Below are 20881 nucleotides of genomic sequence, written 5' to 3' on the forward strand. Positions count from 1 at the left end.
TGGTGAGGCCGAAACCCTTGGCATTCACCCGCGCGATCGTCTCGGCGAGCCTGCCCGCCGGCCAGGTCGCGACGTGGAGCAGCGGGCCGAACCATTCCTGCGTCAGCTGCTCGACGGCATCGAGCCGGATCAGCGTCGGCGGCACGAACAGACCGCCCTGTCGCCCATCGGGCAACAGCCCGTCGGTGGCGTCGGGCACGTCCACCGTCTTCAGCCACCGACTGCGCACCTGCTCGCGATAGCCCATCAGCCGGTCATAGGCCGCGCGATCGATCACCGGCCCGACATCGGTCGCCGGATCGCCCGGCGCGCCGACGATCAGCGTCTCCATCGCACCCTGCAGCATCGCGATCACGCCGTCCGCGATCTCCTGCTGCAGCAGCAGCAGCCGGAGCGCCGAACAACGCTGGCCGGCCGAGCGGAACGCGCTGGCGACCACGTCCGCCACCACCTGTTCGGGCAGGGCGGTGGAGTCGACGATCATCGCGTTGATGCCGCCGGTCTCGGCGATCAGCGGCACGATCGGGCGGTCGTCGTCCGCCAAGAGCGCGCGGGCGATGCGCTTCGCCGTCGCGGTCGAGCCGGTGAAGGCGACCCCGGCGACGCGCGCGTCCTCCGTCAGCGCGGCGCCTGCCGCGGGCCCGCCGAGGACGATGTGGAGCACGTCGCCCGGCACGCCTGCGGCCCAGGCCAGCTCGACCGCGCGCGCGGCGATGCGCGGCGTCTGCGGCGCGGGCTTGGCGACCACCGTGTTGCCGGTGACCAGCGCCGCGACGGTCTGGCCCAGGAAGATCGCCAGCGGGAAGTTCCACGGCGCGATCGTCGCCCACACGCCCCGCCCCGCCAGCCGCAGCACGTTGCGCTCGCCGGTCGGCCCGGGCAGCTCGACCGGCTGGAGCCCGGCGCGCGCCTGCGCGGCGTAATAGCGGCAGAAATCGGCGGCCTCGCGCACCTCGCCGATCGCGTCGGCGATCGTCTTGCCCGCCTCCTGCACGCACAGCGCCATCAGTTCGTCGCGGTGCGCCTCCAGGCTGTCGGCGAGCCGCTCCAGCATCGCGGCCCGCTCCTCCACCGGCGTCGCCGACCAGGCCGGGAAAGCGGCGTGCGCGCGGGCGATGGTGTCCTCGATCCCTCTCCCTAGAGGGGAGAGGGACAGGCGCGCACCGCCAGGGTGTGGGACTTCGACGTCCATCGCCCCCTCACCCGGCGAGCTCCGCTCGCCGTCCTTCTCCCCTCCAGGGAGAGAGATGGAAACGGCCCTCACCGTTCGCGCCAGCACGTCGCGGTCGCTCAGGTCCAGCCCTTCGCTGTTCTTCCGATCGCCGAACAGGTCGCGCGGCAGCGGAATCGAGGGATGCCGCGCCCCGCCGACCGCCGCGATCTTCGCCACCGGATCGGCGAGGATGTCCGCTTCGCTCAGCCGTTCGTCCGCCAGCTGGTGGACGAAGCTGGAATTGGCCCCGTTTTCCAGCAGGCGACGCACCAGATAGGCGAGCAGGTCGCGATGGCCGCCCACCGGCGCATAGATGCGGGTATGGTAGCCACGCTCGCGGACCAGCCGCTCGTACAGCCCCTCGCCCATGCCGTGCAGCCGCTGGAACTCGAAGTCGCGGCCGTTGCCCGCCCATTCGATGATGGTCGCGACCGTCAGCGCGTTGTGGCTGGCGAACGCCGGCCGGATATTCTCGGCGTCGAGCATGTCGCGCGCCACCGCGAGATAGCTGACGTCGGTCGCCGCCTTGCGCGTGAACAGCGGGTAGTCGCTCAGGCCCTCGATCTGCGTCCGCTTGATCTCCGAATCCCAATAGGCGCCCTTGACCAGCCGCACGTTCATCAGCCGCCCCAGCCCGTTCGCCCACGCGATCACTGGCCGCGCGCGCTTGCCATAGGCCTGCACCGCCATGCCGAAGCCGTCCCAGCCGTTGAGCGCCGGCAGGCCCGCGACCGCGCCGATGATGTCCAGCGACATCTCCAGCCGCTCGCTTTCCTCCGCGTCGACGGTGAGCGCGATGCCCCTGCCCGCCGCCTGAACGGCGAGCGCCGCCAGTCGCTCGATCAGCGCCGGCACGCACTCGTCCCAGCGCGCGACCTCGTAGCGCGGGTGCAGCGCCGAGAGCTTGACCGAGATGGAGTGGCCGCCGGTGGGGTCGCGCCCGACCGCGTCCACCGCATTGGCATAGGCGTGGAAATAGCGCTCGGCGTCGGCATGCGTGCGCGCCGCCTCGCCCAGCATGTCGAAGCTGGCGGTGAAGCCCCTGTTCTCCGGCCTGCCCATCCGCGCGGTCGCCTCGGCGATGGTGCGGCCCATCACGAAGATCTCGCCCATCCGCTTCATCGCCGCGCCGACCGCCTGGCGCACGAACGGCTCGCCCGCGCGCGTCATCAGCCGCTTGAGCGCGCCGCCGCCCTCGCCCACCAGCGCGCGGCCCACGACCAGCCCCCAGGTCGCCGAGTTGACCAGCGCCGACGAGGAGCGGCCGGCATGGGAACGCCAGTCCGCGTCGCCGAGCTTGTCGGCGATCAGCAGGTCCGCGGTCTCGGGGTCCGGGACGCGCAGGAACGCCTCGGCCAGCGAGAGCAGCGCCACGCCCTCGGACGAGTTGAGCCGATACTCCTGCAGGAACTGGTTCACCCAGCCCCGGGTCTGTGCCGCGCGCAGGTCGGCGAGCAGCTCGGACGCGGTTCCCATCACCCGCTCGCGCGACTCGGGCGTCAGCCGCGCCCGCTCCAGCAGCGGCTTTAGAACGTCGGGTTCGGCCGCGCGGTGCAGCGCGGCCATGGTTTTCCGAGGGTCGGACGCTGGAGACGGGGGCATGTTCGGGGTTCCGGTCGGCTGAGGCTTGCGATGTGGGGAGGATGCTGCCTAGAGGAAGGCCGAGCGCTTAGCCGCATCGGGAGGGGAAACGCCATGGCGACCATCACCGTCGAGGAGATGAAGGGTCGGGTCGGGGAGGAGTCGGTCAGCGACTGGGTCGAGGTGACGCAGGACATGATCGACAAGTTCGCCGATGCGACCGGCGATCACCAGTTCATCCATATCGACCCCGAGCGCGCCAAGCAGACGCCGTTCGGCGGCACCATCGCGCACGGCTTCCTGACCCTGTCGCTGATGCCGCTGCTGTCGTCCAAGGTGCCCGACGCGCCGCGGCTCGACGGCGTCAAGATGGGCGTCAATTATGGGGGCAACAAGGTCCGCTTCCTCACCCCGGTCCCGTCGGGCGCGAAGGTGCGCGGCCGCTTCAAGCTCAAGGAGTTCGACGAGAAGAGCCCCGGTCGCTACCAGCAGACCAACGAGTTCACCGTCGAGATCGAGGGCGCCGACAAGCCCGCCATGATCGCCGAATGGATGAGCCAGATCTTCGTCTAAGTTCCCCTCCCGCTTGCGGCAGGGGCTAGGGGAGGGGTTGCTCCTCCACTTTCCACACGCCCTCCCTGACCCCTCCCGCAAGCGGGAGGGGAGTTAAGAAGGATCAGCCTATGCGCTCCGCCGTCATCGTCTCCACCGCCCGCACGCCGATCGGCCGCGCCTATCGCGGCGCGTTCAATGCCACGCCCTCGCCGACGCTCGCCAGTCATGCGATCAAGGCGGCGGTCGAGCGCGCCGGGATCGATGCCGCCGAGGTGCAGGACGTGGTGTTCGGTGCCGCCCTCCAGCAGGGCGTGCAGGGCGGCAACGTCGCGCGGCTGGCGCTGCTCCGCTCGGGCATCCCGACCTCGGTCGCCGGCATGTCGCTCGATCGCCAGTGCGCGTCCGGGCTGATGGCGATCGCCACCGCGGCCAAGGAGATCATCGTCGACAACATGGACGTGACGATCGGCGGCGGCGTGGAGAGCATCTCGATGGTGCAGACCCCGCAGATGCGCGTCGGCCGCGACGACGAGCTGCTCGCCATGCACCAGGACGTCTACATGCCGATGCTGCAGACCGCGGAGGTGGTGGCGAAGCGCTACGGCATCGGCCGCGACGTCTGCGACGCCTACGGCCTGCAGTCGCAGCAGCGCACCGCCGCCGCGCAGCAGGCAGGCAAGTTCGACCATGAGATCGTCCCGGTCACCGCGACCATGGCGATGACCAACAAGGAGACGAACGAGGTCACCAAGCACGAGGTGACGCTCGCCAGGGACGAGGGCAATCGCCCCGAGACGAACCTGCCGGGCCTGCAGGGCCTCAAGCCCGTGGTCGAGGGCGGCACGGTGACGGCCGGCAACGCGTCGCAGCTGTCCGACGGCGCGTCCGCCGCGGTGCTGATGGAGGAGAAGGTGGCGGAGCAGAAGGGTCTAACCCCACTCGGCCGCTACGTCGGCATGGCGGTGGCGGGCACCGAGCCCGATGAGATGGGCATCGGCCCCGTCTTCGCGATCCCCAAGCTGCTGGAGCGCAACGGGCTGAAGATGGACGATATCGGCCTGTGGGAGTTGAACGAGGCGTTCGCCGTCCAGGTGCTCTATTGCCGCGACCGGCTCGGCATCCCCGACGAGTTGCTGAACGTCAACGGCGGCTCCATCTCGATCGGCCATCCCTATGGCATGACGGGCGCGCGCTGCACCGGCCACGCGCTGATCGAGGGCAAGCGCCGCGGCGCCAAGTACGTCGTGGTGACGATGTGCGTCGGCGGCGGCATGGGAGCCGCAGGATTGTTCGAGGTGCTGTAAGTTGAACGGTAAGGGCCAATACGCTATGTATGGAGTGGCGAAGTCATAGCCGCCTTTCGGTGTGAGCCCCGGTCGTGTCAGCGATCGGGGCTCATCGCGTTTGGGGCCCGGGTGTCAGCTCGAGCCCCGCCCGTGCGCTTAGCTCTTGCGAGCCGCCTCGATCGCTTTCACGACCAGGTCGCGAAGGCGCAGAGCGCCATCACAAATCAGCAAAAGTCATAGCTTTGCCTTTCTGTGGTGGCGGCGGATTTGCCGCCATGTTCCGTATGCCGCGCCAATTTTCCCGAAGCCATGCCCGCCGACGCCGGCCTGGACAAAGCAACCAACCCCGCCCGCGCTCGTTTCTTCGGCCGAACCGATGCCATCAGGAGACGCGCACATGGCCGACCATCAGGACAGCCCGCAGGAAGTCGCCGCCAAGTTCCTCGCCAAGCTGAAGGACAGTCCCTTCGTCATGATCGGGCTGACCGACGGGCAGCATTCCGAGCCGATGAACGTCAAGCTCGACGACGATCAGCCCAACACGCTGTTCGTGTTTTCGGCCAAGGACAACCGCATCGCCGCGGGCGGCGTGGCGATGGCGCAGTTCGTCGGCAAGGGGCATGATTTCTTCGCCTGCCTGGCCGGCACGGTCAGCGAGGAGACCGATCGCGCAACCTTCGACAAGCTGTGGGATAACCGCGTCGAGGCGTGGTTCCCCAATGGCAAGCAGGACGCGCGGCTCAACCGTTTCGACGTGAGCTCGGCGGAGCTGTGGGAGACCGACGTATCGGTATCCGGCCGGCTAAAGATGCTGTTCGGCGGCACCATCCACGCCGGCGAGTCCTCCAGCCACGCGGTGGTGGACTCGGTTGCCTGACCGCTGGCCGGCGGCGGACGCTCAGGCGTTCGCCGCCATCCAGTCGATCATCACCGGGGCGATCGTGTCGCGCCACTTCGAGCCGTTGAAGATGCCGTAATGGCCGGCGCCGTCGGCCATGTAGTAACGCTTCTTGTCGTCCGGCAAATTGGTCGCCAGCTTTAGCGCGGCGCGCGTCTGCCCCAGCCCCGAGATGTCGTCGCGCTCGCCTTCGATCGCGAGCAGCGCGACATCGGTGATCACGCCCGGGTCCACCTTGCGGCCGCGGTGCATCATCTCGCCGCGAGGCAGAGCATGGGTCTGGAACACCAGATCGACCGTTTCCAGGTAGAACTCCGCCGTCATGTCGCAGACCGAGCGATACTCCTCGTAGAAGTCCTTGGTCGTGTCCGCGCTCTCGCCGTCGCCGCGGACGAGATGTTTGAACATCTCCCAATGGCTCATCATGTGGTTGCCGAGGTTCATCGACATGAAGCCGGCGAGTTGCAGGAAGCCGGGATACACCCGCCGTCCCGCGCCGGGGTACATGAACGGCACGGTGGCGATGACGTTGTGCTCGAACCAGGCGTGCGGGCGTTGGGTGGCGAGCGTGTTGACCGCCGTCGGCGCTTCGCGCGTATCGACCGGGCCGCCCATCATGGTCAGCGTCCGCGGCCGGCAGGGATGCCGGTCGGCGCTCATCAGCGCCGTCGCCGCATAGCAGGGCACCGACGGCTGGCAGACCGCGAGCATGTGCGCGCCGGGGCCGATCGCCTCCAGGAAGCCGATCAGATAATCGATATAGTCGTCGAGGTCGAAACGGCCGGCATCCAGCGGCACCAGCTTGGCGTCCGCCCAGTCGGTGATGTGGACGTCGGCGACCGGCAGCAGCCGCTCCACCGTGCCGCGCAGCAGCGTGGCATAGTGGCCGGACATCGGCGCGACGATCAGCAGCTTCGGCCCGCCCTCGACATCCCCACCATCCACAAAGGCGCGCCGGAAGCGCTTGAGCGCACCGAACGGCTGGTCGATCACCACCTCCTCGGTGACCGCCACCTCGCGACCGTCCACGGTCGTCCGGTCGAGCCCGAAGGCGGGTTTGCCGCGCGGCGCGGAGGCGTGCGCGAACACGTCGAGCGCCGACGCCATCGTCTTGCCCCCGCCGAACGAGCCGAACGGATTGGCGGGGTCGTTCAGCAGCTGCGAGGTCCAGCTCGCCATCGCGCTCGCGCCGGCCAGCATCGAGCGCTGCCATTCATAGGTGTCGTAAAGCATGCGGTGTCCCATATCGAAGGTCTGGTTGCGGTTGGGCTAACCCTTGTCAACCACGTGGCAGCGTTGAGGATGGGACAGTCGCCTGCTACCGGCCGTTCCATGAACGCTCCCGCCGATCCCGCGCCCGCGCGCCGCCGCCGGCTCGGCAGCCTGGGAATCGTGTGGCGGCACGCGTCGCGCTATCCGTTCCAGCTCGCGGTGGCGGTGCTGGCGCTGCTTGCCACCTCGCTGACCACGGCGGCGCTGCCCTATCCGGTGCGCTCGATGATCGACCGCGGCTTCGCGCATGGCGGCGACCGGGCGCACATCAACCTGATCTTCTACCAGATGTTCGGGCTCGTCGTCGTGCTCGCGATCGGCACCGCGCTGCGCTTCTATTTCGTCTCGTGGCTCGGCGAGCGGACGGTGGCGGACGTGCGCCAGGCGGTGCTCGCCAATCTGCTGCGGCTGAGCCCCGCCTTTTTCGAGCAGAACCGGCCGGCGGAGATCGCCTCGCGCCTGACCGCGGACACCGCACAGATCGAGGTGGCGGTCGGCACGACCGTCTCCGTCGCGCTGCGCAACCTGGTGACGGGCGTGCTCAGCACCGTCTCGCTGTTCGTGCTCGCGCCCAAGCTCGCGGGCTCGCTGCTGCTCGCGATCCCGGTGATCATCCTGCCGATCGTCCTGCTCGGGCGGCGGGTGCGCGGCTTCTCGCGCACCAGCCAGGACCGGATCGCCGACATCGGCGCGATCGCGGTCGAGACGCTCGGCGCGATGAAGGTGGTGCAGGCGTTCGGGCAGGCCGACCGCGAGAGCGCGCGGTTCGCCGCCGCCGTCGACCGCGGCTTCGCCGCCGCCAAGCGCCGCATCCGAATCCGCGCCGGCATGACGGCGCTGGTCATCGGGCTGCTGTTCGGCGCGATCACGTTCCTGCTGTGGTCGACCGTGTCGGACGTGGCGGCGGGGCGGCTGTCCGGCGGATCGCTGATGGGGTTCCTGGTCGCGGCGGTGTTCGTCGGCGGCTCGTTCGGCGCGCTGAGCGAGGTGTACGGCGACCTGCTGCGCGCAGCGGGCGCGGCGGAACGGCTGGCGGAGCTGCTGGACGAGCGGCCCGAGATCGCCGCGCCCGCCCGGCCGGTGGCGCTGCCAACGCCGGCGCGCGGCGCGCTGGCGTTCGAGGGCGTGACGTTCCGCTATCCGACGCGCCTCGACGTGGCGGCGCTGCACGACTTCTCGCTCGCGGTGGGGGCCGGCGAGACCGTCGCGGTCGTCGGGCCGTCGGGCGCCGGCAAGTCGACGCTGTTCCAGCTCGCCGAGCGCTTCTACGATCCGCAGGATGGGCGCCTCACGATCGACGGCGTCGATCTGCGCGACGCCGACCCGGCCGCGGTGCGCGCGCAGATCGCGCTGGTGCCGCAGGAGACGGTGATCTTCGCCGCGTCCGCGCGCGACAATCTGCGCTACGGCCGCTGGGAGGCGTCGGACGAGGAGCTCTGGACCGCCGCCGAGGCGGCGAACGCGGCGGAGTTCCTGCGGCGGCTGCCGGACGGGCTCGACACCTTCATGGGCGAGGGCGGCGCGCGGCTCTCGGGCGGGCAGCGGCAGCGGCTGACCATCGCCCGCGCGCTGCTGCGCGATGCGCCGATCCTGCTGCTCGACGAGGCGACCAGCGCGCTCGACGCCGAAAGCGAGCGGCTGGTGCAGCAGGCGCTGGAGCGGCTGATGGCGGACCGCACGACGCTGGTGATCGCGCATCGGCTGGCGACGGTGCGTGCGGCCGGGCGGATCGTGGTCATGGACGGCGGCCGTATCGTCGAGGAAGGGACCCATGCCCAGCTGATCGGGCGCAACGGGCTCTACGCCAGGCTGGCGAGCCTGCAGTTCCGCGAGGCGGCGTAGCTCCCTTCCCGCTTGCGGGAGGGGTCGAGGGAGGGCATGTTGCTGATGCCCAGGCGGGCGGCGGGAGGACACCCCTCCCCTGACCCTCCCGCAAGCGGGAGGCGAATGTGCGCGACTTCGACCTGATCGTCTACGGCGCGACCGGCTTCACCGGGCGGCTCGTCGCCGAATATCTCGTCCAGGCCTATCCCGGCCGCGGGCGCTGGGCGATGGCGGGGCGGTCGCAGGCCAAGCTCGCCGAGGTGCGCGATCTGATCGGCGCGCCCGCCGACACGCCGCTGGTCGTCGCCGACGCGGAGGATCCCGCCTCGCTCAAGGTGATGGCGGAGCGGGCGACGGTGATCGTCACCACGGTGGGCCCCTACCAGCTCTATGGCTCCGCGTTGGTGGCGGCGTGCGCGGCGGCGGGGACGGCCTATGTCGACCTGTGCGGCGAGCCGGCCTGGATGCGGCAGATGATCGACGCGCATCATGACGAGGCGAAGCGCACGGGCGCACGGATCGTCTTCTCCTGCGGCTTCGACTCGATCCCGTTCGATCTCGGTGTGTTGACCCTGCAGGAAGCGGCGCAAGCGCGCTTTGGTCGGGCAGCGCCGCGCGTGAAGGGCCGCGTGCGCAAGATGCAGGGCGGCTTTTCCGGCGGCACGGCGGCGAGCCTCAAGGCGACACTCGCCGCCGCCGCGCGTGAGCCGTCGGTCCTGAAGCTGCTCGCAAGCCCGTTCGCGCTGACCCCGGGCTTCAGCGGTCCGCACCAGCCGAGCGGGCTGGTCCCCGAATATGACGCCGCGCTGGGCTGCTGGGTCGCGCCGTTCGTGATGGCGCCGATCAACACCAAGAACGTCCACCGGACCAACTTCCTCGCCGGCCACCCCTGGGGCGCGGATTTCGTCTATGACGAGATGATGGTCGCGCCCGGCCTCGGCGAGCTCGGCGAGGCGGCGGCGGAGGCGATCGCGCGGATCAACCCGTTCGCCCGCGACAAGGGGCCGAAGCCCGGCGAGGGACCGGGCCGGGAAGAGCGCGAGGCGGGCTTCTACGACCTGCTGTTCGTGGGGCTGATGCCGGACGGGACGCGCATCGACACCGTGGTGACCGGCGACAAGGACCCGGGCTACGGCTCGACCAGCAAGATGATCGCCGAAAGCGCGCTGTGCCTGGTCGAGGATGTCGCGGCCGCGGATGCCAAGGGGGGTGGCGTATGGACGCCCGGCGCGCTGTTGGGCGCCAAGCTGCGCGACCGCTTGCAGGCGACGGCAGGGCTGACCTTCACCGCCGGCTAGAGCGGCGCGACCGGCTCAGGCCAGCGCGATGATTGCGCCGACCGCGGCCGCGGCGAGGGCGAGGACGCCACCGACACGGCGGCGCTGCGCCGAGCGGAACCGGTCGAGTCCCTCGGCGTCGAGGTAGAAGCGCCCCGGCGCGCTCTCGACCAACGCGCCGTCGCGCTGCAGCCGCGCGAACATGCGCCGGTCGATCAGGCGGTCGCGCGGGGTGAAGGCGATGGCGGTGGGGGCGGAATGCGCGCCGGCCTCGTCGAAGCGGCGGATGATGCGCCGGCGCGCCTTGGCGACCAGCACGGCGACGGCGGCTCCGGACATGGCTTACCTCCTCTTGCCCTGGTGGCGGATATTGGGCGGTCGCCCGCGCCGATGCAACGGGCGGGCGCGCTTGCCCTCGGGTGCGAGCGCGCCGCCCTTCCCTTCGGGCAGCTCGAAGCGGAGCGCGCCCGAGACCGGGTTGGCCTCGGCGAGGCGCAGTTGCAGGCGCTGGCCGAGCGCGTAGCAGTCGCCGGAATGCTCGCCGGTCAGCGTGCGGGCGGCCTCGTCGAAGCGGAAATACTCCGTGCCGAGATCGCGGACCGCGAGCAGGCCGTCGCCGCCGATCCCCTCAACGCAAGCGAACAGGCCGAAATTGGTGACGCCGGTCACGCGCGCGTCCACCGTCTCGCCGACCCGCTCCGACAGGAAGGCCGCGACATAGCGGTCGATCGTGTCGCGCTCCGCCTCCATCGCGCGGCGTTCCAGCGCGCTGATCGTCTGGCCCAGCCGCTCGAAATCCTCGTTGCCGGCGAGGCCGCCGTCGCCGAGCGCATAGGCGCTGACCAGCGCGCGATGGACCAGCAGGTCGGCATAGCGGCGGATCGGCGAAGTGAAGTGGCCGTAGGAGCCCAGCGCCAGCCCGAAATGGCCGTGATTGACGGGCGCGTAATAGGCCTGGGTCTGGGTGCGGAGCACCTGCTCCATCACCTGCGGGCGGAACTCGGCCTCACCGATCCGGTCGAGGATATGGTTGAAGGTGGCGGGGCGGATCACCTGGCCGAGCGCGAACGGGACGCCGAACGTTTCCAGATAATCCTTGAGCGCGACCAGCTTCTCGCGCGCGGGCGGCTCGTGGACGCGATACATGACGGGAGCCCGCTTTGCCTCCAGCGCCTTCGCGGCGGCGACGTTGGCGGCGATCATGTATTCCTCGATCAGCCGGTGCGCGTCGAGCCGCTCGCGCGGCGCGACCGAGAGGATGCGGCCGTTCTCGTTGAGCACGACGCGACGCTCGGGCAGATCGAGGTCAAGCGGCGCGCGCCGATCCCGCGCCGCGGCCAGCGCGCGCCAGCAGGACCAGAGGGGGAGGAGGAGCGATGCCAGCTCCTCCCCGGGGCGGGGAGGGGATCCATCGCGCAGTAATGGAGGGAGGCCGGAATCGACCGCCTCGCCCAGATCGGAGCCCCCTCCACCACCGCCTGCGGGGGCGATCCCCCTCCCCGTCCCGGGGAGGAGCTGATCGACCATTGCCTGCGCATCCTCGTACGCGACATTCGCCGCGATGCGGACCAGCGCGCGGGTGAAGCGCCAGCTCTTGAGCGTCCCGTCCTTCGCCACCTGCAGGTGGCAGGCGAGCGCGGCGCGGTCCGCGCCGGCCTTGAGCGAACATGTGTCCGCCGACAGCAGCTCGGGCAGCATCGGCACCACGCGATCGGGAAAATAGACCGAGTTGCCGCGCTTCCTCGCCTCGCGATCGAGCTCGGAGCCGGGGCGGACATAGAAGCTCACATCGGCGATGGCGACGATCGCGCGCCAGCCGTTCGGGTTGGCGGGATCGTCGTCGGGCGCGGCCCACACCGCATCGTCATGGTCGCGCGCGTCGGCCGGGTCGATGGCGACGATGGGCAGGTGGCGCAGGTCTTCCCGCTCCGATCCTCCCCGGGACGGGGAGGAGGACCGCTCGCCCGCTTGGGCGAGTGGTGGAGGGGGCTCCGGTCCAAGTGGTTTGCTCGCGGCGGGCCCCCCTCCACCACCGGCTGCGCCGGTGGTCCCCCTCCCCGTCCCGGGGAGGAGTGGAAACGCCGCCACCCGTTCCGCTTCCTCCAGCGCTTCCGGACCGAACCGATCCGGTATCCCGAGCTTGTGGATCGCGATCAGCGAGAAGCTGCGCGGCGCGAAGGGATCGCCCAGCCGCTGCACGACGCGCGCGGTGATGCGCGGCGGTCGACCGCTGCGCTCGGCCAGCACCAGATCACCCGGCTCCGCGCCGCCGGCGTCCGAGACCGCATATTCGCGCCGGTCCTTCTTCTCGACGCCGGTCAGCCACAGGCGGCGATCGGCGCCGGCCCCCTCGGCGCGGAGCACGCCCAGCAGTTGCTCGGCGGCCGGCGCGAGTACCTTCATCGGATGCGCGATCCAGCCCTGCCCCGCCTCTTCCGTGCGCGCCAGCAGCCGCTCGCCGACGCCGAGCGCGCCGCGCTTGCGCTCGCGCACCCGCAGCCGCGGTGGCGGCGTCTCCGCCTCCCAATGCTCGGGGACGGCCCACACGTTGCCGCTCTCGTCCACGTCGGCGACGCGCAGCACCGTGACCTTGGGCAGTCCGCCCATCTGGTGAAAGGCGCGGCCCGGCGCGCTGTCGATCAGCCCTTCGTCGGCCATGTCCTTCAGCAGCGCCTTGAGCGCGATCTTGTCCTGCGCCGACAGGCCGAAGGCGCGCGCGATTTCGCGCTTGCCGGCGGGCTGGTCGGATCGCGCGATGAAGTCGAGCACCTGCCGGCGGGTCGGCAGGCCTGGCGTTTTGCTGGGCACGTGGGCGAGATAGGGACTGCGGCCGCGCCCGTCACGCGCTACATGGCGCGGCGTGATCTACGATTTGCTCATCGTCGGCGGCGGCATCAACGGCTGCGCGATCGCGCGCGAGGCGGCGCTGAACGGCTGGTCGGTGCTGCTGGTCGAGCGCGACGACCTCGCCAGCCACACCTCGTCCGCCTCGACCAAGCTGATCCATGGCGGCCTGCGCTACCTGGAACAGTACGACTTCCGCCTAGTCGCCGAGGCGCTGCGCGAGCGCGAGCGGCTGGTCCATGCCGCGCCGCACCTGATCCGGCCGATGCGCTTCGTGCTGCCGCACGAGAAGGGGCTCAGGCCCTGGTGGCTCGTGCGCGCGGGGCTGGTGCTCTACGACCTGATCGGCGGGCGCATGAGCCTGCCGCGCTCGCGGGGGTTGCGGCGGAGCGATGCCGGCTATCGCGCGCCGCTGAAGGATGACCGGAGCGGCTTCGTCTATTCGGACGCGTTCGTCGACGACAGCCGGTTGACCCTCGCCAATGCACTCGATGCAGCAGCGAACGGCGCCGAGATCGCGACCCGCACCGCGCTCGCCAGCGCGCGGCGCGAGGACGGCCTGTGGCGCGCGCGGCTGTCGGACGGGCGCGAGGTCGCGGCGCGCGCGCTGGTCAACGCGGCGGGGCCATGGGTGGCGGAGGCGCTGGGGCGACTGGGGGTGAACGCCAAAGCCGGGGTGCGGCTGGTCAAGGGCAGCCACATCGTCGTGCCGCGGCTCTACGCAGGCGATCACGCCTATATCCTGCAGCAGCCCGATCGGCGGATCGTCTTCGCCATTCCCTATCAGGACCGCTTCACCGAGATCGGCACCACCGACGTGGCCGTAGACGCCCCCGAACAGGCGGTGATCGACGCGGACGAGATCGGGTATCTGTGCGACGCCGTGAACCGGCACTTCATCCGCCAGATCGCGCCCGCGGACGTGGTCTCCACCTGGTCGGGCGTGCGGCCGCTCTACGACGATGGCGCCAGCGAAGCGCAGGTGGTGAGCCGCGACTATGTGCTGGAGGTCGATGCCAACCAGCCGCCGCTGCTGAGCGTGTTCGGCGGCAAGATCACGACCGGCCGCCACCTGGCCGAGGAGGCGGTAGGCAAGCTCGCGCCGCTGCTCGGGCGCAAGGCGGCGCGGGTCACGCGCCGGCGGCCGTTTCCGGGCGGCGATATCGGCGCGTTCGATGCGTTCCTGGCGACGGTGCGGGCGCGCTGGCCCTGGCTGGGCGACGCGCGCTCGGCGCGCATGGCGCACGCTTATGGGTCGGCGCTGGAGACGCTGCTGGACGGGGTGGACGCGGAGCCGGGCGACGTCGCCGGCGGGCTGACGGAGCCGGAATTGCGCTGGATGCACGACCGCGAATGGGCGCGGACGGCGGCGGACGTGCTGGAACGTCGGTCGAAGCTGGGGCTGGTGCTCGACGCCGACCAGCGGGCGACGGTGGAGCGATGGTGGAACGCCCGTTTCGCGTCCCCTCCGCCGGCAGGAGAGTAGCTCGCCGCAACCATCCGGCGGTTTGCGGGTTCACCTCGCGCCAAAGTAAGGATGCATGTCATGAAAAAGACCATCGCCGCCGCGTTGATGGCGGCCGTGCTCACCACCCCCATCGCACTCCCCACCGCCGCGACCGCGCAGCGCTGGCAGGGTGATCGCGACAATAATTGGGATCCCGCCAACGGTTATCGCGGGCGCGACAGCCGTTACGGCCAGCGCCTGTCGGAGAACGACCGGGTCTATCGCGGCAGCGACGGCCGCTATTACTGCAAGCGTTCGAACGGCACGACGGGCCTGGTGCTCGGCGCGGTCGGCGGCGGCCTGATCGGCAATGCGCTCGGCGGCAACACGCTCGGCACGCTGCTCGGCGCCGGCGGCGGTGCGCTGCTCGGCAAGAGCCTCGACCAGCAGCATGACGAGGCGCAGAACCGCCGCAACGGCTATTACTGCCGCTGATCTCGTGACACCGCCCGCGCCCTAATAGGCGCGGGCGATCAGGACCCGTTCGACCGCCGGCTCGCCGGTGAAGACGCATGCGCCGGTGACTTCCTCCCCTGGCGTCATCGGCGCGTTGCGTATGGTCAGTTTGAGCGCCTTCAGCCGCTCGACCACGGCATCGAGCGTCGTGCCCGCAGGGCGAGACCAGCTGATCTCCGCCCACCCGGGATTTTCCCGGCCATCGGCGAACATCGCTTCGATCGCAGCCCAGTCGCTGACCGGCACGATTGCCGTGTCCAGCCGCGCCTTGGCGTCCGCGAACAACGCGGCCTGGATCGCCACCAGCAACGCCGGCGCGCCTTCGACAAAGGCATCGCGCGCGAGCACTTGCGCATCCAGCTTGCCGTCCTCGCGATACAGCCGGTCACGCCGCACGACCGAGACGTTGCCGCCGGCCATGTCGCGCGGGCCCACCTCCACGATCAGCGGGGCGCCCTTCTTTACCCACCCCCAGCGTTTCGCGGCGGCCTTGGCGGGTTTGAGGTCGAGCAACGCACGGACCGGCTCGCCGAACGCCGTCCGCGCCGCCAGCGCCCGCTGCAGCTCGCGGCAATAGCCGATCACCGCCTCGTCCTCCGGCGCATCGCGGAGCATGGGGACGATCACCACCTGCCACGGCGCGATCCGCGGCGGCGCGCGCAGGCCGTCATCGTCGCCATGCACCATGATGACGCCGCCGATCATGCGGGTGGAGACGCCCCAGCTCGTGGTGTTCGCCAGCTCCAGCTCGCCGGCCGCGTTCTGGAAGCGGATATTCTGCGCGGCCGCGAAGTTGGTGCCCAGGAAGTGCGACGTGCCCGCCTGGAGCGCCTTGCCGTCCTGCATCATCGCCTCGATCGAATAGGTGGCGACGGCGCCGGGAAAGCGTTCGTTCTCCGGCTTCTCGCCCGCAACGACCGGGAGCGCCAGGCACTCCTCGGCAAAGCTGCGATAGAGCTCCAGGATGCGCAGCGTCTCCTCGCGCGCTTCCGCCTCGCTGGCGTGCGCGGTGTGCCCCTCCTGCCAGAGGAACTCGCTGGTGCGCAGGAACATGCGCGTGCGCATTTCCCAGCGCACGACGTTGGCCCATTGGTTGATGAGCACCGGCAGGTCGCGCCACGACTGCACCCAGCGCGCGAAGGCGGCGCCGATCACCGTCTCCGACGTCGGGCGGACGACCAGCGGCTCCTCCAGCTTCGCCTCGGGATCGGGGACCAGCCCGCCCTTGCCGTCGCCGATCAGGCGATGGTGGGTGACGACCGCCATCTCCTTGGCGAAGCCCTCGACATGCTCGGCCTCCTTCGCGAAATAGGAGAGCGGGATGAACAGCGGGAAATAGCAGTTCTCGTGCCCCGTCGCCTTGATGCGATCGTCGAGCAGGCGCTGGATGCGCTCCCAGATCCCATAGCCCCAAGGCCGGATCACCATGCAGCCGCGCACGCCCGATTCCTCGGCGAGATCGGCCTCGGCGATGACCGCCTGATACCAGGCGGCGAAATCCTGGGCGCGGGTGACGGGGAGCGCGTGCTTCATGGCGCGGGTGTCTAGAAGATCGCCTCTCCCCCGTCACCCCGCCCGCAGAGCCGGTATCCGGCCCGGACCCACAGTTCAGGCGCTAGGCTCGACGCACCGCGCCTCACTCGTCCGCCGGGGATGCCGGCTCAAGGCCGGCATGACCGAAGGTGGATACGCGCGCTACTCTCCTTCCGCATGGCGCTCCCGATGCTCGCGTGACCAGCGACGCCTGTTCTCGGCGATCGGCCTCCCGCGCACCTCGGAATCAGACGGGGCTCGCCGCCTGCTGCGCGGCAGCGAGCATCCGCTTCGCTCGCAAGTACATTTCCGCCCGCGTCGCCGTGAACAGCCCCAACGCCAGCGCAACGAGCATGTCGGTGACGGCGAGCGCGTTCAGGTGCAGCGCGTTGTCGCCCGTCAGCGCGACGCGCGCGCCGCTGCGCACCGCCATCAGTACGAGGATGAAGAGCAAGGCGGCGGGCGAGCCGGTCTGGTTCAGCTGATGGGTCTCGGGATCGATCGTGATCCGCATCAGCTTGCCGCGCTGCCAGCCCAGCGCCGCGCCGGCGAACAGGGCCGCTGCGCAGAACAGCCAACCGAACCCGGCGGGCGGTGTCGCCACGAACAGCCCGACGGCGATCACCGCATAGAGCGCCGGAAAGATCCACAGCCGCTCCAGGCGCAGCGGCGTCACCCGGCTCATCCGCCGCCACCGCAGGGCGAACACGACCGCGATGACCAGCCCGGTGATGGCGTAGGAGATCAGCGGGGCGGGCTGGACGGGGTGGGTGTGCATCGGCGGACCTCTTGCTGTATTAGCACCGTAGAGCACCTGCTCTTCGTGTAAAGATTGCCTGATCCGCCTGCGTCCGCCACGCTGGGCGACATGCGCCGCCTTGCTCTGCTCCTGCTGCTCCTCGCCGCCGCCCCGCCGTCGCCAGACGCGCAGTTCAAGGCGATCTGGACCGCCGAATGGGCCTCGCGCATCAGCGAGCACCTCGCAGCGGCGGACCCGAACGCGGTCGACGCGCACTTGCCGAGCGAGTCCGCGGCCAGCCACGCGCGGCGGCACGCGCGGTGGACGGCGGTCGCCCGCCGGCTCGATGCGCTCGACCAGCGCCGGCTCTCGCCGGAGGTGCGCGTCGACTTCCAGGTCTATCGTCAGCAGATCGCGTCATTGCTGGAGGACGAAGCCTTTCTGGAATGGCAGAAGCCGGTCAACGGCGACAGCGCCTTCTGGTCCGACCTCCAATATCCCGCGCGCGGAAGCTTCGCGCGGGGCGCGGCCGATTACCGGGCCTATCTCTCGCAACTGGGCGAGACGGGCCGCTTCATCGACGAAGAGATCGCCGCCATGCGGCTCGGCCTGGCGCGCGGCTTCACCCCGCCGGCGGTGGTGATGACCGGGCGCGATGCCCCCGTCGCCGCGGTGGCGGAGGCGAAGACGCCCGAGGCGACCGTCTTCTACCAGCCATTCGCCAGATTGCCGGCCAGCATCGCCGATCGCGCCCTGATGCAATCGGCGGCACGGTCCGTGATCGAGACCCAGGTCATTCCCGCGCACCAGCGGCTGCTCGCGTTTCTGCGCAAGAGCTATTTCCCGGCGCTCAAGCCCGCGCTCGCCGCTGCCAGCCTGCCGGACGGCCCGGCCTATTACCGCAGCCGCATCCGGGTCTACACGACGCTGGACCTGAGCCCCGATGCGATCCACCGGCTGGGACTGGACGAGGTCGCCGGCATCCGCGCCGAGATGGAGAAGGCCAAGGCGGATGCGGGTTTCCATGGCGACCTGCCCGCGTTCCTGCACTTCCTGCGCACCGACCCGCGCTTCTATCCCAAGACCGCGGACGAGCTGCTGAAGGAGGCGGCGTGGGAGGCGAAGCGGTTCGACGGCATGGCATCGAAGTGGTTCGGCCGGCTGCCGCGCCGCCGCTTCGCGATCGTGCCGGTGCCGCCCGAGATCGCGCCCTATTACACGGCGGGACGCGGCGGACCGGGGCAGTATCTGGTCAACACCTACGACCTGCCCTCGCGCCCGCTCTTCCAGCTGCCGGCGCTGACCTTGCACGAGAGCGCACCCGGCCACGCCTTCCAGATCCCGCTCGCGGCCGAGAACGCTGCGCTGCCGCCGTTTCGCCGCCAGAGCTACATCTCCGCCTATGGCGAGGGCTGGGCGCTGTATTGCGAGCGGCTCGGCGACGAGATGGGCTTCTACCAGACGCCGTACGAGCGGTTCGGGATGCTCAGCTATCAGATGTGGCGCGCGGCGCGGCTAGTGGTGGATACCGGCATCCACGCGCAGGGCTGGACGCGCGCGCAGGCGCAGGCCTTCCTGCGCGACAACACCGCGCTCTCCGACCACGAGATCGAGACCGAGGTGGATCGCTATATCGGCTGGCCGGGGCAGGCGCTGAGCTATTATCTGGGCGAGCTGACCATCCGGCGGGCGCGCGCCAAGGCGGAAGCGGCGCTCGGCCCGCGCTTCGACATCCGCGCCTTCCACGACACGGTGCTCTCGCTCGGCTCCGTGCCGATGCCCGTGCTGCAAGCGCGGATCGACCGCTTCATCGCCGAGGGCGGGCGGAGCCCCTACCCGCCCGAGTGACCCGGCTCAGGCGAAGGCGAGACGCGCCCGCCGCCGGCGATAGCGCACCGCGCCGCCGACCGCGCCGAAGCCCGCGACCATCATCGCCCAGCTCGCCGGCTCGGGGACAGAGGCAGTGAGGAAGTCCGTACCATATTCGCTGTCGGAGAAGGCCTGGATCAGGTAATGGGCGCTCGACGACGTGCCCAGCCCCGCGACCGTGTCGTTGACGACCAGCGTCAGTGAGCCGCCTTTGGCCACCTTGACCCCGAAGAACAGGGCGTCGCCGGGAAGGCCGGGATAGAAGATGTAATTGCCGGATCGGCCGGCGTCGCCCAGCCAGTTGGTCGCCTTGCTGGTCGGATCATAGCTGCCGTTATAGGCGGAGGCGAACAGATCGGCCGCATCGTCGTCGAACACGATCGAGTAATAGATGTCCTGCAGCGCGTTCGGAGCGAACGCCGCCGCGAAGGTGGTGTAGTGATATTGGACCGTGGGATTGTTCGTGCCGGGAAAGGCCTCCGACCCCGCGAAATCCTGGCCGGCCATGTTATTACGGCCCAGCCGGCCCATCTGGATCAGGTTGCCGGCGCCCAGGCGGACGTCGCCCTCCAGCACTGTGTTGTCGATATCGGCGGCGGCAGGCGCCGCCCAGACGGCGACAATCAATGCGCCCCAAACCATCTTGTTCATGCTGTGCTCCCCGCGCGGTCCACGCCGCCCGAAATTAGTGACCCGTAGCCGGTTGCGATGCAACATGATTAACCTGTCCCGGTTCAGGACGGGTTGCGCCGCAGACCGGCGGACGCCACTTCCCCGCCGTCATTCAAGGAGCAAGCCATGGCCGTGAACGTAATCTACAGGACGCAGGCGACCGCGACCGGCGGACGCGACGGGGCGGCGCGCTCCGACGACGGCTCGGTCGACGTCAAGCTGGTCGTCCCCAAGGAGATGGGCGGCCCCGGCGGCGTCGGCGCCAACCCGGAGAAGCTGTTCGCCGCGGGCTATTCCGCCTGCTTTCTGGGCGCGATGAAGGCGGTCTCGGGCAAGGTCGGCGTGCGCGTGCCGCCGGACGCGACGGTGACGGCGGAGGTCGGCTTCGGCCCGCGCGAGGAGGGCGGCTACGGCATCACCGCCGCGCTCACCGCGACGCTGCCGGGCATCGATCGCGCGGATGCCGAACGGCTGATGCAGGCCGCGCACGAGGTATGTCCGTATTCGAACGCGACCCGGGGCAATCTTGATGTGGGACTGACGGTAGGATGACCCGACTTTCCTCTCCGTGAAGGGGAGAGGGACAGACGCGCTTGCGCGTCAGGGTGAGGGGCCGAAGCGCAGTTATTCCGCCGCCGCAGCCACCGGCGCCTTCCACGTCAGCACCGGCTTGCGCGCCGCCAGCGTCTCGTCGAGCCGGGCGCGCGGCGCGAAATGCGGCGCGGTCTTCAGGCTCGCGTCGGCCGCCTTGGCCCGCTCCGCCACCGCACGCAGCGCGCCGACGAACTGGTCGAGCGCCGCCTTCGATTCCGTCTCGGTCGGCTCCACCAGCATCGCGCCGTGGACCACCAGCGGGAAATAGACCGTCATCGGGTGAAAACCCTCGTCGATCAGCCCCTTCGCCACGTCGAGCGTCGAGAAGCCCTCGGGAAAGCCCTCGTCCGAGAACAGCGCCTCGTGCATGCACGGGCCGGAGCCCCCGAACGGCGCGTCGAGCACGTCGTCGAGCCGGCGCAGCACGTAGTTCGCGTTGAGCACGGCGTCCTCGGCGACCTGCCTCAGTCCGTCGGCGCCGTGGCTGATGATGTAGGTGAGCGCGCGGGTGAACATGCCCATCTGGCCGTGGAAGGCGGTCATCCGGCCGAAGCTCGCGACCGCGCCGTCGCAATGTTCACGCGAGAACGCCTCGGCATTCCCCTCCTCGACGAGGTGGACGTAGCCATCCGCCGTTCGCGCCGTGTAGGGCAGCGGGCCGAACGGGCTGAGCGCCTCCGACAGCACCACCGGCCCCGACCCCGGACCGCCGCCGCCGTGCGGGGTGGAGAAGGTCTTGTGCAGGTTGATGTGCATCGCGT

The 20881-nt window shown here is 70.2% G+C and carries 16 protein-coding genes and 1 pseudogene; 9 read left to right on the top strand and 8 right to left on the bottom strand.

The genetic code is table 11. The features are described 5' to 3' along the window. A partial coding sequence (gene putA / locus ACFE64_RS10680) for a bifunctional proline dehydrogenase/L-glutamate gamma-semialdehyde dehydrogenase PutA (RefSeq protein ID WP_375392446.1) occupies window positions 1-2779 on the bottom strand: 2779 nt, incomplete at its 3' end. Window positions 2780-2908: 129 nt separating this feature from the next. On the opposite strand from putA, the gene ACFE64_RS10685 reads away from it, so the two are divergent. The 3 genes from ACFE64_RS10685 to ACFE64_RS10695 all read left to right on the top strand — a co-directional run bounded on the left by ACFE64_RS10685 (window position 2909) and on the right by ACFE64_RS10695 (window position 5512). Continuing rightward, on the top strand, window positions 2909-3367 hold the full coding sequence (locus ACFE64_RS10685; RefSeq protein ID WP_375392447.1) for a MaoC family dehydratase: 459 nt from the start codon (window positions 2909-2911) through the stop codon (window positions 3365-3367). Between the two features lie 110 nt (window positions 3368-3477). Then, entirely contained in the window at window positions 3478-4653 is a 1176-nt protein-coding gene (locus ACFE64_RS10690; RefSeq protein WP_375392448.1) for an acetyl-CoA C-acyltransferase, read from the top strand. Between the two features lie 379 nt (window positions 4654-5032). After that, window positions 5033-5512: a pyridoxamine 5'-phosphate oxidase family protein gene (locus tag ACFE64_RS10695; RefSeq protein ID WP_375392449.1), complete on the top strand. Its 480-nt coding sequence runs from the start codon at window positions 5033-5035 to the stop codon at window positions 5510-5512. A gap of 21 nt (window positions 5513-5533) precedes the next feature. Here ACFE64_RS10695 and ACFE64_RS10700 read toward each other — a convergent pair whose 3' ends face one another. Continuing rightward, a complete protein-coding gene (locus ACFE64_RS10700) occupies window positions 5534-6766 on the bottom strand; it encodes a polyhydroxyalkanoate depolymerase (RefSeq protein ID WP_375392450.1) in 1233 nt (410 codons plus the stop codon). 99 nt (window positions 6767-6865) lie between these two features. Between ACFE64_RS10700 and ACFE64_RS10705 the strand changes: the two genes are divergently transcribed. Next, window positions 6866-8647, top strand: coding sequence for an ABC transporter transmembrane domain-containing protein (locus ACFE64_RS10705; RefSeq protein ID WP_375392451.1), 1782 nt, complete (start codon window positions 6866-6868; stop codon window positions 8645-8647). A gap of 107 nt (window positions 8648-8754) precedes the next feature. After that, window positions 8755-9927 (top strand): saccharopine dehydrogenase family protein, encoded by a 1173-nt coding sequence (locus ACFE64_RS10710; RefSeq protein WP_375392452.1) that lies wholly within the window; start codon window positions 8755-8757, stop codon window positions 9925-9927. Window positions 9928-9942: 15 nt separating this feature from the next. On the opposite strand, the gene ACFE64_RS10715 is transcribed toward ACFE64_RS10710, so the two are convergent. Then, complete coding sequence (locus ACFE64_RS10715) at window positions 9943-10245, bottom strand: hypothetical protein (RefSeq protein ID WP_375392453.1); 303 nt, start codon at window positions 10243-10245, stop codon at window positions 9943-9945. Window positions 10246-10248: 3 nt separating this feature from the next. Continuing rightward, a complete protein-coding gene (locus ACFE64_RS10720; RefSeq protein WP_375392454.1) occupies window positions 10249-12714 on the bottom strand; it encodes a ribonuclease R family protein in 2466 nt (821 codons plus the stop codon). Window positions 12715-12766: 52 nt separating this feature from the next. On the opposite strand from ACFE64_RS10720, the gene glpD reads away from it, so the two are divergent. Continuing rightward, window positions 12767-14236, top strand: a complete 1470-nt coding sequence (gene glpD / locus ACFE64_RS10725; RefSeq protein ID WP_375392455.1) for a glycerol-3-phosphate dehydrogenase — start codon at window positions 12767-12769, stop codon at window positions 14234-14236. A gap of 60 nt (window positions 14237-14296) precedes the next feature. Next, on the top strand, window positions 14297-14692 hold the full coding sequence (locus tag ACFE64_RS10730; protein ID WP_375392456.1) for a glycine zipper domain-containing protein: 396 nt from the start codon (window positions 14297-14299) through the stop codon (window positions 14690-14692). Window positions 14693-14713: 21 nt separating this feature from the next. Here the strand turns inward: ACFE64_RS10730 and proS are convergent, their stop codons facing one another. Both proS and ACFE64_RS10740 read right to left on the bottom strand, forming a co-directional pair. Further along, entirely contained in the window at window positions 14714-16246 is a 1533-nt protein-coding gene (proS, locus tag ACFE64_RS10735) for a proline--tRNA ligase (protein WP_375392457.1), read from the bottom strand. 247 nt (window positions 16247-16493) lie between these two features. Beyond that, window positions 16494-17024 (bottom strand): hypothetical protein, encoded by a 531-nt coding sequence (locus ACFE64_RS10740; protein WP_375392458.1) that lies wholly within the window; start codon window positions 17022-17024, stop codon window positions 16494-16496. 90 nt (window positions 17025-17114) lie between these two features. On the opposite strand from ACFE64_RS10740, the gene ACFE64_RS10745 reads away from it, so the two are divergent. Beyond that, the gene (locus ACFE64_RS10745; RefSeq protein WP_375392459.1) at window positions 17115-18833 is read left to right on the top strand and encodes a DUF885 family protein; all 1719 of its coding nucleotides are present in this window, start codon (window positions 17115-17117) and stop codon (window positions 18831-18833) included. Between the two features lie 6 nt (window positions 18834-18839). On the opposite strand, the gene ACFE64_RS10750 is transcribed toward ACFE64_RS10745, so the two are convergent. Continuing rightward, entirely contained in the window at window positions 18840-19505 is a 666-nt protein-coding gene (locus ACFE64_RS10750; RefSeq protein ID WP_375392460.1) for a PEPxxWA-CTERM sorting domain-containing protein, read from the bottom strand. A 147-nt stretch (window positions 19506-19652) separates the two neighbouring features. Here ACFE64_RS10750 and ACFE64_RS10755 point away from each other — a divergent pair, with 147 nt between their 5' ends. Continuing rightward, complete coding sequence (locus ACFE64_RS10755) at window positions 19653-20078, top strand: organic hydroperoxide resistance protein (RefSeq protein WP_375392461.1); 426 nt, start codon at window positions 19653-19655, stop codon at window positions 20076-20078. A gap of 72 nt (window positions 20079-20150) precedes the next feature. Here ACFE64_RS10755 and ACFE64_RS10760 read toward each other — a convergent pair. Next, window positions 20151-20881: pseudogene (locus ACFE64_RS10760) on the bottom strand (aminomethyl-transferring glycine dehydrogenase subunit GcvPB); the annotation flags it as partial.

Source organism: uncultured Sphingomonas sp., assembly GCF_964250165.1.
Lineage (GTDB): Bacteria > Pseudomonadota > Alphaproteobacteria > Sphingomonadales > Sphingomonadaceae > Sphingomonas.

Coding starts and splice junctions, on each gene's coding strand:
- ACFE64_RS10685 (WP_375392447.1), top strand. CDS start 2,909: ATGGCGACCATCACCGTCGAGGAGATGAAGGGTCGGGTCGGGGAGGAG.
- ACFE64_RS10690 (WP_375392448.1), top strand. CDS start 3,478: ATGCGCTCCGCCGTCATCGTCTCCACCGCCCGCACGCCGATCGGCCGC.
- ACFE64_RS10695 (WP_375392449.1), top strand. CDS start 5,033: ATGGCCGACCATCAGGACAGCCCGCAGGAAGTCGCCGCCAAGTTCCTC.
- ACFE64_RS10700 (WP_375392450.1), bottom strand. CDS start 6,766: ATGCTTTACGACACCTATGAATGGCAGCGCTCGATGCTGGCCGGCGCG.
- ACFE64_RS10705 (WP_375392451.1), top strand. CDS start 6,866: ATGAACGCTCCCGCCGATCCCGCGCCCGCGCGCCGCCGCCGGCTCGGC.
- ACFE64_RS10715 (WP_375392453.1), bottom strand. CDS start 10,245: ATGTCCGGAGCCGCCGTCGCCGTGCTGGTCGCCAAGGCGCGCCGGCGC.
- ACFE64_RS10730 (WP_375392456.1), top strand. CDS start 14,297: ATGAAAAAGACCATCGCCGCCGCGTTGATGGCGGCCGTGCTCACCACC.
- proS (WP_375392457.1), bottom strand. CDS start 16,246: ATGAAGCACGCGCTCCCCGTCACCCGCGCCCAGGATTTCGCCGCCTGG.
- ACFE64_RS10740 (WP_375392458.1), bottom strand. CDS start 17,024: ATGCACACCCACCCCGTCCAGCCCGCCCCGCTGATCTCCTACGCCATC.
- ACFE64_RS10745 (WP_375392459.1), top strand. CDS start 17,115: ATGCGCCGCCTTGCTCTGCTCCTGCTGCTCCTCGCCGCCGCCCCGCCG.
- ACFE64_RS10750 (WP_375392460.1), bottom strand. CDS start 19,505: ATGAACAAGATGGTTTGGGGCGCATTGATTGTCGCCGTCTGGGCGGCG.
- ACFE64_RS10755 (WP_375392461.1), top strand. CDS start 19,653: ATGGCCGTGAACGTAATCTACAGGACGCAGGCGACCGCGACCGGCGGA.